The organism is Paenibacillus sp. FSL M8-0228, assembly GCF_038007385.1.
Lineage (GTDB): Bacteria > Bacillota > Bacilli > Paenibacillales > Paenibacillaceae > Paenibacillus > Paenibacillus polymyxa_D.
In genome coordinates, this window is the sequence record NZ_JBBOXA010000001.1 from 3,406,590 (window position 1) to 3,420,086 (window position 13,497).

At 46.4% G+C, this 13,497-nt stretch carries 15 protein-coding genes; 2 read left to right on the top strand and 13 right to left on the bottom strand.

The genetic code is table 11. From position 1 onward, the window contains the following. From MKY98_RS15090 to mtrB, 5 genes are all read right to left on the bottom strand, one after another. Positions 1-867 carry a UbiA-like polyprenyltransferase gene (locus MKY98_RS15090; protein ID WP_029517333.1) on the bottom strand — a complete coding sequence of 289 codons (867 nt, stop codon included), beginning with the start codon at positions 865-867 and terminating at the stop codon, positions 1-3. After that, the gene (locus MKY98_RS15095) at positions 860-1,588 is read right to left on the bottom strand and encodes a demethylmenaquinone methyltransferase (RefSeq protein WP_029517332.1); all 729 of its coding nucleotides are present in this window, start codon (positions 1,586-1,588) and stop codon (positions 860-862) included. The genes MKY98_RS15090 and MKY98_RS15095 overlap by 8 nt, the downstream gene beginning before the upstream one ends. 9 nt (positions 1,589-1,597) lie before the next feature. After that, positions 1,598-2,467, bottom strand: coding sequence for a heptaprenyl diphosphate synthase component 1 (locus MKY98_RS15100; protein WP_069012695.1), 870 nt, complete (start codon positions 2,465-2,467; stop codon positions 1,598-1,600). A gap of 116 nt (positions 2,468-2,583) precedes the next feature. Then, the gene (locus tag MKY98_RS15105; RefSeq protein ID WP_029517330.1) at positions 2,584-3,135 is read right to left on the bottom strand and encodes a hypothetical protein; all 552 of its coding nucleotides are present in this window, start codon (positions 3,133-3,135) and stop codon (positions 2,584-2,586) included. A gap of 98 nt (positions 3,136-3,233) precedes the next feature. Further along, positions 3,234-3,464: a trp RNA-binding attenuation protein MtrB gene (mtrB, locus tag MKY98_RS15110; protein ID WP_013310730.1), complete on the bottom strand. Its 231-nt coding sequence runs from the start codon at positions 3,462-3,464 to the stop codon at positions 3,234-3,236. A 54-nt stretch (positions 3,465-3,518) separates the two neighbouring features. Here mtrB and MKY98_RS15115 point away from each other — a divergent pair, with 54 nt between their 5' ends. Continuing rightward, positions 3,519-3,794, top strand: a complete 276-nt coding sequence (locus MKY98_RS15115) for a hypothetical protein (protein ID WP_069012696.1) — start codon at positions 3,519-3,521, stop codon at positions 3,792-3,794. Positions 3,795-3,865: 71 nt separating this feature from the next. On the opposite strand, the gene MKY98_RS15120 is transcribed toward MKY98_RS15115, so the two are convergent. The 5 genes from MKY98_RS15120 to MKY98_RS15140 form a co-directional block, all read right to left on the bottom strand. Beyond that, the gene (locus tag MKY98_RS15120; protein WP_013310732.1) at positions 3,866-4,138 is read right to left on the bottom strand and encodes an HU family DNA-binding protein; all 273 of its coding nucleotides are present in this window, start codon (positions 4,136-4,138) and stop codon (positions 3,866-3,868) included. Between the two features lie 247 nt (positions 4,139-4,385). After that, a complete protein-coding gene (locus tag MKY98_RS15125) occupies positions 4,386-5,372 on the bottom strand; it encodes an ABC transporter permease (RefSeq protein ID WP_069012697.1) in 987 nt (328 codons plus the stop codon). After that, positions 5,369-6,886, bottom strand: coding sequence for a sugar ABC transporter ATP-binding protein (locus tag MKY98_RS15130; RefSeq protein WP_039271051.1), 1,518 nt, complete (start codon positions 6,884-6,886; stop codon positions 5,369-5,371). The genes MKY98_RS15125 and MKY98_RS15130 overlap by 4 nt, the downstream gene beginning before the upstream one ends. 66 nt (positions 6,887-6,952) lie before the next feature. After that, complete coding sequence (locus tag MKY98_RS15135; protein ID WP_069012698.1) at positions 6,953-8,068, bottom strand: sugar ABC transporter substrate-binding protein; 1,116 nt, start codon at positions 8,066-8,068, stop codon at positions 6,953-6,955. A 251-nt stretch (positions 8,069-8,319) separates the two neighbouring features. After that, entirely contained in the window at positions 8,320-9,252 is a 933-nt protein-coding gene (locus MKY98_RS15140; RefSeq protein WP_069012699.1) for a zinc-binding dehydrogenase, read from the bottom strand. Positions 9,253-9,383: 131 nt separating this feature from the next. On the opposite strand from MKY98_RS15140, the gene MKY98_RS15145 reads away from it, so the two are divergent. Next, the gene (locus MKY98_RS15145; RefSeq protein ID WP_069012700.1) at positions 9,384-10,289 is read left to right on the top strand and encodes an MmyB family transcriptional regulator; all 906 of its coding nucleotides are present in this window, start codon (positions 9,384-9,386) and stop codon (positions 10,287-10,289) included. Positions 10,290-10,485: 196 nt separating this feature from the next. On the opposite strand, the gene spoIVA is transcribed toward MKY98_RS15145, so the two are convergent. The 3 genes from spoIVA to MKY98_RS15160 all read right to left on the bottom strand — a co-directional run bounded on the left by spoIVA (position 10,486) and on the right by MKY98_RS15160 (position 13,425). Then, on the bottom strand, positions 10,486-11,964 hold the full coding sequence (gene spoIVA / locus MKY98_RS15150) for a stage IV sporulation protein A (protein ID WP_023989182.1): 1,479 nt from the start codon (positions 11,962-11,964) through the stop codon (positions 10,486-10,488). A 420-nt stretch (positions 11,965-12,384) separates the two neighbouring features. Beyond that, the gene (locus MKY98_RS15155) at positions 12,385-12,735 is read right to left on the bottom strand and encodes a 2Fe-2S iron-sulfur cluster-binding protein (RefSeq protein WP_069012701.1); all 351 of its coding nucleotides are present in this window, start codon (positions 12,733-12,735) and stop codon (positions 12,385-12,387) included. A 39-nt stretch (positions 12,736-12,774) separates the two neighbouring features. Next, on the bottom strand, positions 12,775-13,425 hold the full coding sequence (locus MKY98_RS15160) for a hypothetical protein (protein ID WP_023989184.1): 651 nt from the start codon (positions 13,423-13,425) through the stop codon (positions 12,775-12,777). Between the last annotated feature and the right edge of the window lie 72 nt (positions 13,426-13,497).

Here is a 13,497-nt window from a genome sequence, read left to right on the forward strand (position 1 = left end):
TTAACGCACCACCAAATCAATCAGTGTAAAGGCAAATACGACAGTGCTAAGTACACCGTTCATAGTAAAGAATGCCGTCTGCAAACGACTCAAATCTTTTGGAGATACGATATAGTGCTCATAAAATAAAATAATGTACGAAATAATCATGCCCGCCAGATACCACCAGCTTAAATCTGCAATAAAGAACAGTACAATAAATCCGATCGCCGTAATGACGTGAAATGCCCGAGCGATGTTCAATGCACCTGCTACACCAAAACGGGCAGGAATAGAATAAACTCCTTCGTTTTGGTCAAAATCTATATCCTGACAAGCATAAATAACATCAAATCCAGCCGTCCAAAATGCGATCGTTAGATACAGAACGATAGCGGTCAAATCTATTTGTCCCGTTACTGCAACCCACGCGCCTAGTGGCGCCAAACCAATGGTCAGACCAAGTACAATATGGCAAAGCCAAGTGAAACGCTTGGTGTAAGAGTAAAAAACGAGCATAAAAAAGGCCAGCGGGAACAGCTTGAACGCCAGCGGACTTAACTTGAATGATGCCCAGAATAACAACACCAGACTGACGATAATGAAAATTACCACTTCGCTTGATTTAAGCAACCCTGCCGGGATAGCGCGTCCTGCTGTGCGCGGATTTTTCCCATCAATCACCCGGTCGATCATACGATTGAAGCCAAAAGCAGCGCTGCGTGCGCCAACCATAGCTAGCAGGATCCAGCCGATCTGCGGCCACGAGGGAAGGTTGCCTGTCACGACAACTGACCCCAATACAGCTCCCATGAATGCAAATGGGAGCGCAAATAACGTATGTTCAATTTTAATCATTTCCAAAAAAATAGCAATTTTCTTAAACATGCTGACTCTCCTTGATTCCAATGTGCAATGCCGCAATGCCTCCGGTGAGAGAATGAGCCTGAACATCCTTCAATCCGACTTCACGGAAGATGCCAGCCAACTCATCCCTTCCTGGAAAAAGCGCCAACGAATCAGGGAGCCATTTATACTGCTCATAACGTTTGGCGAACAATTTGCCGAGCATGGGCAAGATGTGTTGAAAATATGTGTAGTAAATTCCCTTGAACGGCTGCCAAGTAGGTTTGGACAATTCTAGACATACGACCTGCCCGCCAGGTTTGACGACTCGTTGCATCTCCTGTAACACGTGGCGCAGATCAGGTACGTTGCGCAGACCGAAACCAATCGTTGCATAATCAAATGAATTATCTTCATAAGGCAGTTCCATCGCGTTGCCCTGAACAAGCTTAATTTGCTTTTCCCGGGATTCTGATATAATTTTACGCTCGCCAACATTGAGCATGTTCTGACTAAAATCGAGTCCTACGATGTGACCACTTTCACTTGCTCGCGCCATCGCAAGCGTCCAGTCACATGTACCACAGCAAAGATCAATTGCCGTATCGCCGCGACGCATGTTCATTTTTTTCATCGTAAATTTCCGCCAAGCCTTATGTCTGCGAAAGCTCAGTATATCGTTCATCAAATCGTATTTACCTGCTATGCTTTCAAACACGCCATGAACGAATTGCTCTTTCGGCTTGGTGTCGCTTGATCCCATCACGTTCACCTAACCTTCCCTCACAACTGGGTGCGGACTATTTAGCAGCTTTAGGAAAGGCTCAAGCATGCGTTCAAATTCCTCGATCCCTGTATTTTGATCATCTGACAGGATCTGCCGGATGTGTGTAACTGCCGTGCGAAGCTTGTCCAGTATCGCATCCTCGGCTTTGTATTTCAGAACAAGCTTACGCCATGCTTCAGTGTCAGTACCACTCTCTGAAAGCAACGCTTGCTCGTTCCGGTCCCCGTTACCATAAATATGCCAGAACATATATCCGAAACGGGACTTGTCCGGTTCTGTCCGCTTGCCCCATTCCTCCACCAAGGTATCACAGAGGGCAAATTTGTTGAGAAGCTGCTTCCAAATTTCCTGATCCTGTTCTGCTACAAGTGAAGTGAATGATAAAAAAAGCTCCTTTTTGAAACGAACCATCTGAGTTAAATACTGAGTTGCATCCAGGCGGAATTGCTTCATTCCCCAGTACAGACTCATTTTCCCTGCGTTCACTTCACATACAGCATCACTCAGCTTCGAAATGGCCGTAATGCGGCCTGCCAGTGCAAGCAGCTGATAAAAACGACTGCTAAAATAGTCCCCAGCTAACACTTTCAGCTGTCTGGAACGCATCTCCTCCGGGCTCCGTATACCGGATAAAGTATCAATCATATCATGCGTATCCAGCCCCATCTGCACAAGTGAGGTTACCAATGCGTACAGTTCGTCCTCACTGGCATGCAGCTCCTGCGCATTCCGGTTCAAAAACACAAACATCAAACGGGTACGGCTGTCAGGAAAAGCCGGCATTTCCGTATGTTGTTGAATCATGTCGTATTCCACATATTTCCTTGCTAATTGGGGTACGCGATACGGTTTCATCCTAAGCCTCCGAGACATGACTTTCTGCTATACTCAAATAATTGCAATGCCTTATATTATATCACAATTTAAAATGATTCGCGACTAAAGTACTGTAGGTCCACCGGCAGAAACATCTAATCTGTATATACACCGTTAAACCTGTTTTGCCACATGGGCGTTACTGTAATGCGGAAACGGGATTTCAAATCCTCTGGCAATTCCGCGCCTTCCCGGCTTCTCAGCTGTTCCAATGCCTCGTTCGTCCACTCGTTCCGGCGTATATCGGATGCAAGCAGCAAATGACGTTCTCCTGACCATTCGTCCTGCGTCACCACCCGAAGCAGCAATTGCCGCACATTCGTCGTTCCGTAAAAGCTAAAAGCGGCAATCTCCGCCATGTTTTGATAAATCTCTAGCGGGGCAGTTTCTTCCTTGGACAGTTTGACATCCAGGGTCAGGACTGAATGTTCCCAGCTTGCGCTTGCAATCGGTGTAGTCAACGGTAGCTCATTCAGCGTATCCACCAGATTGTCATCTGACAGCAGCACCCGTTGCTGAGGCGAAATCGTCGCCTGTGTCTCACGAACTGCTGCGGTTCCTGAGTCCAGCACTTGTAAAGACGGCAGCAACACAGCTGCTGCGATGGTTATGAGAATGGAGCCACCGAATACAATCCAAGGTTTCATCAGAGCCTCCCCTGACCTCTACCTCATAATGTGGGTTTGCTACGGTAAAGGTCCTCACTCTCATTCTACAACAAAAAAAAGCAGGCTATGCCTGCATTTTAATCCTCCGTATCTACTACCCCGTGCTTGGTCATCACAACGGCTTTGCCGCGAATTTTAATAGCAGAAGTATGATCCGTAAATTGGACAATCAGTACCTCGCCCTTGTCCAATTTTTCTGAATGATGCAAGCGTGTATCCTGGCCTCTGGTCAAACCAAATACCTGACATCCGTTGCTTTTCGCTTTAATTACGACGTACTCACTGCTACCCGTCACGTTATCTTCCATATCCTTTTCCTCCCTGAGAGCCGAAGCTATACTTTTTATGATGGAGATTCAAGCTTGTTTTGTCAACTACATGCTTCCCGTGCTCCTGCAACAATTAGCATGTCCCGAGCCATACTATCCGTGCAGTCCCATCTATTAAAGAAAGGAACGGATCTGATGAAAAACTACCTTCCCGCCAATCTCAGTCCTGCCCAAATCGAACGGCTTCAACAGCTGGAGCATGAATTTGCCGAGCTAACAGGTGAACCCCTAGTGCTGATCGCTTATGCCTCGCGAAACGGCAGGGCAGCTTCCTCTTCTCCAGTCCATAGCACCCCTACCACGAAGTAAACAGGACAAAAAGAAAAGGCCGTGAATCAAATTCACGGTCTTTTCAGCGCATTGGGAATATGTAAGAAATCTTATTTAATTCCGTCTTTAAGCGCTTTACCCGGTTTAAATGCCGGAATTTTGCTCGCAGGGATTTCGATTTCTTCTCCTGTTTGCGGGTTACGTCCTTTACGTGCGGAACGTTCACGAACCTCAAAGTTCCCGAAACCTACCAGTTGCACTTTATCTCCGCTTTGCAGCGCTCCAGAGATCGCCTCAAATACTGCATCGATTGCTTTGGTTACGTCCTTCTTGGACAATTCAGTGCTTTCAGAAACCTGATTGATCAAATCCGTTTTATTCAATATATTCACCTCCCAATTCAAGTGTAGTCCAGCATTTAGGTTATCGGTGTTAATGACCGATATGAGGTCGCCTGTATAAAATAACCCGGGCGGCGTACTGCCTTCCATAATGTTATCATCTGTTTCCGTTTCGTCGTTAAATATACATAGAATATACCTAACCTCCGCAATATAGGCCGAAACTGGCGTTTTATGGCACCCTGCTTGCGTGGAACAAGGTTTATAGTAATACAGTCCACAGACAATTTCAAGTACGACGACGGTTTAACACATAAAAAGTAACGGCCAGCGCAAGTACCAGCACTACTCCTTTGACAATATCATGGGCGAAATATTGCACATTCATCATCGTTAGTCCATTAACCAACACACCGATCAAAACTGCACCAATAAATGTACCAATGACATTGGGTTTACCAGCACCAAAGACCGAAAAACCGACGAATACTGCAGCTACCGCTTCCATGAGCAAGGGGGAACCCGCGTCAATTTGGCCTGAGCCTACGCGCGAGGCATACAAAATACCGGCAATCGACGCAAATACACCTGAAGCAACATAGGCCAGAGTACGGACTTTTTTTACCCGTATACCCGACAGACGAGCAGCTTCCTTATTTCCACCCGTTACATACATTTGACGCCCATGCTTTGTATAGGTCAAGAAAACATGCACTGCCGCCACAGCCAGCAACAGTAAAATAACCGAAATCGGGATACCCAACCATTTACCTTGCCCCAGCAAAAGAAATGCAGGAGATATCTCCCCCGGCGCCTTGCTACCATCGGGAAACTGCATATGATTATATATGGTATAGCCCTGTGCGTACGTTTTGTGAATCCCGCTTACAATATACATGATTGCAAGGGTTGCGAGCAAATCAGGAATACGCAGTTTAATGATCAATAATGAATTCAACAGTCCTACCAAAGCGCCGACAATCAGAGACACAATAATGACCACCGCAACAGGCTGCTCATACCAGACCATTAAAGAAGCGGAAACGACCGTTGTCAAAGATACTGTAGCTCCCACCGACAGGTCAAAACCGTCCACGATAAGTGACAATGTCACACCAATGGCAACGAAAGTCACAATGGCAATCGAGCCAAGAATGTCCATTAAATTATCATAAGTCCAGAAATAAGGTAATGTAGATGAAAAAAACGCCAACACACCTATAATGACAACTACGGCACCGTAACGAAATGAGACGTTTAACCATTTTTCCTTCATGAATGCACCTCTTCACCCCCGCTGGCATACAACAGAAGCTGTTCCTGTTCCACTTCGCCCCGAGCAAATTCCTTTATAATTTTGCCATCATACATCACTGCAATCCGATCACCAATGCCAATCCCTTCAGCAAATTCACAGGTTAGATAAATGATCGCTTTTCCTTGCTCCGCCAACTCACCAATGATACGGAAAATATCACTTTTTGCCCCTATATCTACACCCTTGGTTGGCTCGTCAAAAACAAATACATCCGCTCCGGAATGCAGCCATTTCCCAATAGCAACTTTTTGCTGATTCCCGCCACTTAAATATTTAACATTCTGACGGAGCGATGGTGTCTTAATACCGAGAGAGGCGACAATCCCATTACCGTTATTTCGTTCTTTACGTCGACTGATGAAACCAAGGACACTCAGTTTGCCCAAAAGCGGAAGACTAAGGTTTCTTTCCACACTCTCCTCAATTAGCACCCCCTGCTTACGTCGCTCCTCGGGTATGGACACAATTCCTTGAGCTACCGCATCCGCTGGTTCTCTCAATCGAATGGAGCGACCTTTAAAGGTCAGCTCTCCCTTATCCGGCTTGTCTGCTCCTGTAAGAAGTCGTGACAACTCTGTCTTGCCTGCACCAACCAAACCTACAATAGAGAGAATTTCACCACATCGGACCTGTACATCAATGCCGTGCACTCGTAATCCTTTGTGAAGCCCTTTCGCTTCCAATACCGTTTCACCAATCGGTACCTCTGTTTTTGGGAATTCCTCCTCAAATGTTTTCCCAAGCATATGCGTAACGATGTCGCCTACACTTAAATCAGACGCAGGTCCCGTGAACACGCGCTCACCATCACGCATCACCGTAACACGGTCACTGTGTTCGATAACCTCCGGCAATCGGTGTGTGATGAGGATACATGCAACTCCCTCATCCTTGAGTGTATGGATTGTGCGGAACAAACGTCGCGTTTCTTCCTCGCTGAGCGGAGCTGTAGGCTCATCAAAAATGATCGTATTTGCTTGCTGTGTCAAAATACGTGCAATAAGTACAAGCTGTTTTTCTGCCAACGTCAATTCGGACACATATCGTTGTACGTCAATATCTACCTCCAGACGTGCTAATGCTTCACGCGCTCGTCTGCGCATAGAACCCGGTGCAGCCCACCATCGACCATCAGGGGCTGACAAATCGTCCATTACAATATTTTCAGCAACGGTTAACTGTGGTACAAGCGCTGAATCGACCTCCTGATACACACAGTGAATTCCTGCTCTTTTGGCCTCCCACGGTGAACTAATGTTCAGTTCCTTGCCACCAACTACGATAGCTCCCTGATCGGAATGATACGCACCGGACAGAATCTTCATCAATGTACTTTTCCCTGCCCCGTTGGCGCCCAGCAGAGCGTGAATCTCGCCACCCTGCACTGTAAAATCCACGGCTCGCAGCGCATCTACACCAGCAAACTGTTTGCTAATTTTTTTCATTTCCAATGTATATACTTGTGAACTCATGGTGCCCCCTCACGCCTGCTTATGATAAAAGCGCGCCGAAGCGCGCCTTTGCGTTATGCAAACATTTTATTTGGACGTTTCATATTCCTTCATCCAATCCTTATAACCCTGTTCGCTTTGGCCCCAGCCCTTCACATATTGGGACAGCTCGGATGTGGAAATTTGCTTATCCGGCAACGCTTCGCGTTGCACATATACAGCCTTCAGTACGACTTTCTCCTCCGGATTATCCCCATGCAGCTTCTGATATGCATAGCGCACTTGTACGCGCCCGATATCTGTTGGATCTACGGCTGCCGAGGCCACCCAAGGATTTTTCGGGTCTTGGATCATTTGCAAGTCCTCGTCGCTCATGTCAATGCCGTAGACTTTAATTTCCGTACGTCCCGCTTGTTGTATGGCACGTGCTGCGCCTTTGGCAAATTCATCCCATGCCGCCCAGACGGCTGTAATTTCGCCCTTAGGATATTGCTTTAATACAGCTTCCATTTTGGCTTGCGTATCCAACGCAGGATTCTGAGCCGAACCAAAAGTCGCAATTTCTTTAATATCCGGATTGGATTTCAAAAATGCACCATAAGCAACCTGACGACGTTCCATCGGCGCAAATCCGGCAACCCATACTTTCACAATGTTGCCTTTGCCACCGATATCCTTCTTCATTTGCTCCAGCGTTAGCTCAGCCATGCTTTGGTCATCCTGTGAGAGCACTACCGCACCCGGAACATTGACGGCAGCATCGAACACGATAACTGGAATATTGCGGGAAACTGCTTTTTTTAGCCCTGTTTCCAGTAATGCATCACCGTGATCAGTCAAAATGACATCAAACTGCTGGTTAATCGCACTATCAAGCAGAGAAGCCATTTTAGCCTTATCGTTATCTGCCACAAACTTAGTCAGCGTACCGCCAAATTTTTTAACTTCCTCTTCCACACCTTGAACATACTGTTGCGAAAATGTGCCCGTGTTAAACTCCATGATCAACGCAACCCGTTTACCCTTTAGATTTAAGTTGTCCGTTTTTTCGTTTGTTGTATTCGATTCCGCAGTGCTTGTCCCTTGAGTGCCGCTCTCTGTTTTCGGCACGCCACATGCAGTGACCAGCAAAACCAGCATCAGTAGCATGATACCTCCCAGCCCTAGCTTTTTGTGTCTTTGGAACTCTTTTTGGATATCCATGATTTCATTTCCCCCTCGTTCAACCACAAAATGATTCAAATTTGATACTTAATATATCGCTTTAAACCAAGTATGTAAATAGGTTTTATTAAATATAGAAAATTTTCCGGTTTTATAGGCCAACACACAACAAACAACCGCCCCCCCGATTGAATACCGGAAAACGGTTGCTGCTTAAATTTGAAATCAAGGCGGAGCCTGGGTCGAAGATACAATCTGTCTGTTTATTTTAAATAGGAGAACGCTCACATCTAACTTATTTGGAGCACTGCTTTACCGGAAAATTTCCGATCTATCAGTTGTTGGGCTACAGCTCCAATTTCCTTCCACGATGCCTCCACTTCGATTTTTGGTACTAACTGGCCTTTTGATACAAGCTCACCTAGTAATTTTAGATCTCCCGCTGGGGAATAACGATTTATTTCCTCACCTAGAAAGAAGCAATACAAAGTTCTACCACCTAAGCCCCTAATATTAATCGTTGCGTAAGGTGAGGACGAATGTCCCATGGACACACATATCCCCTCTGGCATAAGCTGAGGTAGTAATGCAGCTAGCGTATCCCCACCTACTGAATCCACAATGAGATGATAAGGTCCGAATGTATCCAGCGAGGAAATCGCCGGATCGCCAACGATAACCTCATTAGCACCAGCCTCTTGAACAAGTAGAGCTTTTTCCTCTGTTCTGGCTACACCTACTGTAAAAGCTCCTGATTGCGCCGCTAGCTGATGTGCAAAAGTCCCAACTCCGCCAGTCGATCCAGATATCAATATTCGCTTACCGAGCAGCATTCCTCCTTTTCGAAGTGTATAGAGCGCTGACAGACCGGCTACTGGTAAAGTAGCAGCCTGGGCGAAGGTAATATCATCAGGAAATTCAGCCACTAATGAAGTAGGAGCGGCAATTTGTTCGGCCCATGCTCCCATCGGGAGAAGTCCTACGACACGGCTTCCTTGTTTCGGGCCCGTGCCATCTTTGGCTTGCTCGATGACAATCCCGGCAAAATCCCATCCTGGTCTGCTCTGTCTTCCATGATTTCTTGCATCTACAACTTCACCCCGATTCAGAGAGAAGGCCTGTACTTGAACGATCGCTTCCCAAGGCTGGGCCTGCGGGACGGAAACTTCCTTTATTGCGAAATATCCTGAAGCAAACGGATCTGTTACAATTGCACGAACCATATGATCTCCCCCATCATTCTCATTGAGAAACCCTTGTAAATAGCTCCCCTTTTTCACAATGTAGTATACTGTAGGGAACTATCTGCACCAAGTGTAGAACTACACCTCATTATGAAAAGGATTGAAAAAGGATGACCATGCACAAGGACTTCCGATATAAAACATTAAAAAACGTTTTGGGAGAGATTGAAGCTGTTCGCATGAAGCGTCAACGGGAATATACTGAGCTATCACACCCGTTATTAAAACGATTTACTCAGCAGGAGCTTAATGATGAGGCATGTCCTACGTATAAAAATCTATTGGTTGGACGGTCTCGTCGAATACCGGACCGGCAAACGATAATCCATATTGCTGAGTATCTGGAGTGTACTTCACATGAGCGCAATGACCTTCTCCTCGCCGCTGAATATCTTCCGATCCATTACGAACTCGAAGGACGTTCTCTAGAGCTGGCGCTGGAGCAAACACAGCAAATCATGAGTAATTTGCCATTTCCGGCGATGATTGTTACTCATACCTTAGATATCAAAGGGTTAAATGAACCGTTTCGCCATTTATTTGATATTCCTTCCGATTCTTTTATGAATGGCAAACTGAATAAAGTAGATTTTCATTTTAACTCCGATTTTTCCATTCGTCCCCGTTCTACCTTCGATGCTGAGTCGTTCGAACAGTGGGAGTCTCATGCTATTTTTGGGATACAAGCTTTCAAAAGATATAACATGTTGTCCCGATACGACCATTGGTATACGAAGTTAATAGACAGATTTCAAAAATACGATGATCTTAATAAATATTGGAATATGCAGCCAAAGGACTCAGCAAGTGAAATTGAGCAACCCAAAATTATTTTGGCCAGAATGGGAACCGCGGACGATTTAGTCCCTATTCGCTACAAGCAAATTCATCTTTCTGTAAGTAGCCACATGTATCCTGGAATTGAAGTATACTTACCGATTGACGATCCTGCACGCATAGTATTTCAATATTGGGGTTGTCCAGCCGAATATCAGAACTACGCTTTTAATGAATAGGAAAAATTCGCCTACAGCACTTTACGAGTAACAAAAGCTCAATAAAAAAAGAGGTAATCCAGGACTTTATTTTCTCGTCCATGGCTACCCCTGTCTGGTTTTGGAGGTCAGTCTAATATTTTGTTTTTGCGAACCGTAGAGAGCAAATTGCTCTCCACGGTATTTCTCTTATACATTTTTTAGGTGTGGCTTACCCTTAAAGAATAATAGCAATGAGACCGCCGGAGCCTTCATTAATGATACGACCCAGCGTTTCCTGCAGCTTATAGCGTGCATTGTCCGGCATCATGGCGATTTTACCCTGAATGCCTTCCCGTACAATGGAATGCAGCGAACGTCCGAAAATGTCTGACTCCCAAATTTTGATTGGGTCATTCTCAAAATCTTGCATCAGATAGCGCATAAGCTCTTCACTTTGCTTCTCTGTTCCGATAATCGGAGCAAATTCCGATTCCACATCGACACGAATCATGTGTATAGAAGGTGCTGTCGCCTTGAGCCGCACACCAAACCTTGTACCCTGACGAATCAACTGCGGATCGTCTAGTGCCATCTCAGATAACGACGGCGCGGCAATGCCATATCCCGTTGTCTTGACCATTTCCAGCGCCTCGGCGAAGCGGTCGTACTCTCGTTTGGCATGGGCAAAATCCTGCATCATTTGCAGCAAATGATCCTTGCCACGAATCTCTACCCCGACGACTTCGACCAAAATCTGGTCATAAAGCTCATCGGGAGCATACAGATCAATTTCAGCTACGCCCTGCCCCATATTCATCCCGCTCAATCCGGCCCTGTCGATGAATTCATATTCCATAAACTGGCCAACCACTCGATCTACATCACGCAGGCGTCGAATATCTTTAACCGTATCGCGAACGGAATTTTCATAATTGCTACGCAGCCAGTGCTCTTCGTTCAGTACCATGACCCAGCTCGGCAGGTTTACATTCACCTCATGCACCGGAAATTCATACAATACTTCACGAAGTACGCCTGTAACATCATCTTCCGTCATCGTCGCCGCGCTGAGTGTCATGACTGGTATATCGTACTTGGCAGCCAGCTCACTACGAAGCTGGAGTGTTTCATCACTGCGCGGATGTGTGGAGTTGATAACCAAAACAAATGGCTTGCCAACTTCCTTCAACTCCTCAATGACGCGTTCCTCCGACTCTACATAAGAGCTGCGCGGGATTTCCGCAATCGTGCCGTCTGTAGTGACTACTACACCAAGCGTCGAATGCTCTTGAATAACCTTGCGTGTACCAATTTCTGCCGCTTCCTGAAAAGGAATGGGTTCTTCGAACCATGGTGTGGAGATCATCCTCGGACCATTTTCATCCTCGTACCCTTTTGCTCCTTCTACTGCATATCCTACACAGTCAACCAGACGTACATTCACATCCAGTCCTTCCGTTACTTTGATCTGGACGGCATTATTCGGTACGAATTTAGGCTCCGTCGTCATGATCGTCTTGCCTGCCGCACTTTGCGGCAACTCGTCTACGGCGCGGGCACGGTCCGCCTCACTTGTAATGTTTGGCAGAACAATCGTCTCCATAAACCGCTTGATAAACGTTGATTTTCCTGTTCGGACTGCGCCGACGACCCCAAGATAAATGTCTCCTCCGGTACGTTCGGCAATGTCTTTAAAAATGTCCACTTTCTCCAATGAAATCCCCTCCTCAAAAGTCTCCGAAGGAAAAATGCTTAAAGAGCATCCGCTTCGTGTTCAACCAACTGCTTGATCCCAGATGCGGCAGAACAGCCTTTAAAATGCCCGGAAGTCGTCCGCCGCCGAGATTCAGGAGACTGATGGAATCGGCGAAACGGCGTAAACTCGTACATGCATTTGGACTGATACCATCATATGTATCCCCTCCGTAAAATATGTTTAGTTTTTTGAAAAATAGATTACGACAGAGCGATCATTGCAGAAACGATATTTTACGTTTGGTTCCACTCACCTAATATATGCGGGGCAAGACTCTCCCATGACTTCGTCGCTAGATTAAATAAAAAAAGGATGTTTCTCCTGACCGTTTAGAGTCGTCGGAAACATCCTTTTTCTATTCTCCTGATATAATCGGCATTACCACAGTTCATCATCCAGCGCCTGACGCTCCAGTTGCCGTCTGATAGCCGCCTTGAGCCTATCCTCCGGTATGGTTACCTCCATATCGCCTTGGACACGTGCCTGGCAGGATAAGCGCATTCCTTCATCCAGTAAAGGCCCCAGCTTACGCTGCTCTGCATCGCTGGGTTGGTCTGCGAATTCAGCCCATTCCGGTGATATTTGTACCTTACACATCAGACAGGCTGCTTTTCCGTCACAACGAGTGGGGATATATACACCCGCTTTACGAGCAGCCTGAAGCAATGACGTACCCTGACCGACCTGTACGCGCCTACCTGACGGCCTAAACGTAATCTGCACATTCATGAATGGTCCTCCAGTTGTCTTTCTCCTAACACACACAACTTATACTTCATTGCCCATCTGGATGACGGAGTGCAACTCTGGCCAAGGCAGAAGTTCTACAAGCTTGTCCAATTGCTCCTCATTCCAAATATTACTGACTAGTAGCTGCTTCAGTACAATGATATGACGTCGCGGGTCGCGCTTCATGACTTCTGCAATCGCTTTATATCGGTCGGGTCGATTTCGCAATATATTGAATAAAAGTTCATGACTGAGCGGCATCAGACGCAGTGAAGCACTCCCCAGCTCAAGCTGAACACCAGCCGACCAAAGTAGTCGCTCGATCTCTAAGCGGTATAACGCTCCGTCACATAATACTTCAAATCCCCCCACCAACTCGACTGGAAATCCCTCCAGATCATAGTGGCTCAGCAATGAAACGTAAGAGCCGCTACGATCAACCTGCTGTCGATCTATACTTATACCTAGGGGGTGCGCATGAAGTTGCTTTGCTGCATGAATATCCGCATAAATATCAATGTCCCGAGGCAGGCGATCCAGTTCAACTTCATGTACAAGTAGTGAACAACTCCCGCCTAGCATCCACGGAACCGACACTGTTGACCAGTTCTCAGCCAAGCTACTCAGCGCAACTGCCAGATTGTGAGGAAGCCTGTCTACTAACACCGATGATATTGCCTCCTTCAACATTGTTTCCTCCTTTGCTGTCTTACCTTCCGTTTCCTGATGGGCATCATTATAACATGTTCGACAGGGCAGTTC

Bases quoted from the DNA above. Each gene is read 5' to 3' on its own strand.
- mtrB (WP_013310730.1), bottom strand. From the start codon at position 3,464: ATGGAAGATAACGTGACGGGTAGCAGTGAGTACGTCGTAATTAAAGCG.
- MKY98_RS15125 (WP_069012697.1), bottom strand. From the start codon at position 5,372: ATGAAGGAAAAATGGTTAAACGTCTCATTTCGTTACGGTGCCGTAGTT.
- MKY98_RS15095 (WP_029517332.1), bottom strand. From the start codon at position 1,588: ATGGGATCAAGCGACACCAAGCCGAAAGAGCAATTCGTTCATGGCGTG.
- MKY98_RS15090 (WP_029517333.1), bottom strand. From the start codon at position 867: ATGTTTAAGAAAATTGCTATTTTTTTGGAAATGATTAAAATTGAACAT.
- MKY98_RS15105 (WP_029517330.1), bottom strand. From the start codon at position 3,135: ATGAAACCTTGGATTGTATTCGGTGGCTCCATTCTCATAACCATCGCA.
- MKY98_RS15145 (WP_069012700.1), top strand. From the start codon at position 9,384: ATGACCATGCACAAGGACTTCCGATATAAAACATTAAAAAACGTTTTG.
- MKY98_RS15140 (WP_069012699.1), bottom strand. From the start codon at position 9,252: ATGGTTCGTGCAATTGTAACAGATCCGTTTGCTTCAGGATATTTCGCA.
- MKY98_RS15100 (WP_069012695.1), bottom strand. From the start codon at position 2,467: ATGAAACCGTATCGCGTACCCCAATTAGCAAGGAAATATGTGGAATAC.
- MKY98_RS15155 (WP_069012701.1), bottom strand. From the start codon at position 12,735: ATGAATGTGCAGATTACGTTTAGGCCGTCAGGTAGGCGCGTACAGGTC.
- MKY98_RS15160 (WP_023989184.1), bottom strand. From the start codon at position 13,425: ATGTTGAAGGAGGCAATATCATCGGTGTTAGTAGACAGGCTTCCTCAC.
- MKY98_RS15130 (WP_039271051.1), bottom strand. From the start codon at position 6,886: ATGAGTTCACAAGTATATACATTGGAAATGAAAAAAATTAGCAAACAG.
- MKY98_RS15135 (WP_069012698.1), bottom strand. From the start codon at position 8,068: ATGGATATCCAAAAAGAGTTCCAAAGACACAAAAAGCTAGGGCTGGGA.